This window comes from Pseudomonas sp. BMS12, assembly GCF_001592875.1.
Lineage (GTDB): Bacteria > Pseudomonadota > Gammaproteobacteria > Pseudomonadales > Pseudomonadaceae > Aquipseudomonas.
In genome coordinates this window covers 852-1,588 of the sequence record NZ_LSOF01000001.1, presented here as the reverse complement: position 1 = coordinate 1,588, position 737 = coordinate 852, and the positions used below count along the sequence as shown (strand labels likewise).

Sequence of the window (737 nt, the reverse complement as noted above, 5' to 3'; positions counted from 1 at the left end):
TTACCACTTCCAACACTCGTCCGAAGGCCATTTGCTGGTGTTCGGCGACGACCAGACCGGCTTTCCCAAGCTGGCCGGCACCGCCTACCAACAGGACTCCGGCCTGGTGGCCGACGACCCGGTGATCAAGCGCTTCGCCCTGCGCCTGGCCACCCGCACCAGCCGGGTAACCCGCCGCGACTACGACTTCGAAAAACCGCGCCTGCAGCTGGAGGCCGCGCACAAGGGTGACGCCCAGCCGGATCTGGAAGACTACGACTACCCCAGCCGCTTCACCGAGCGCGCCCGCGGCAAGCACCTGAGCCAGCGTGCCCTGGAGCGTCATCGCAGCGACTACCAACTGGCCGAGGGCGAGAGCGACCAGCCGCTGCTGCGCACCGGTCACTTCCTCAACCTGACCGCCCACCCACGCGGCGACTGGAACCAGCTGTGGTTGCTCAATGAGGTACACCACGAGGGCAAGCAGCCGCAGGTGCTGGAAGAGTCCATCACCAGCTTCCTCGGCGGCGGCCTCCCCTCTCCCCCTGGGAGAGGGGCTGGGGGTGAGGGTGCATCCAGCAACTCTGACACCTTCAACCAGGGCTACCGCAACCGCTTCACCGCCACCCCCTGGGACATTCCCTACCGCCCGCCACTGCAGCACCCCAAGCCGCGCATCCTCGGCAGCCAGAGCGCCGTGGTCACCGGCCCGCAGGGTGAAGAAATCCACTGCGACCAGTACGGTCGGGTGAAAGTCC

Annotated in this window: 1 protein-coding gene; it reads left to right on the top strand. The window is 67.0% G+C overall.

Annotation, left to right across the window (positions count from 1 at the left end; translation table 11 throughout):
* A partial coding sequence (gene tssI / locus AYB31_RS00010) for a type VI secretion system tip protein TssI/VgrG (protein ID WP_153020608.1) occupies window positions 1–737 on the top strand: 737 nt, incomplete at both ends.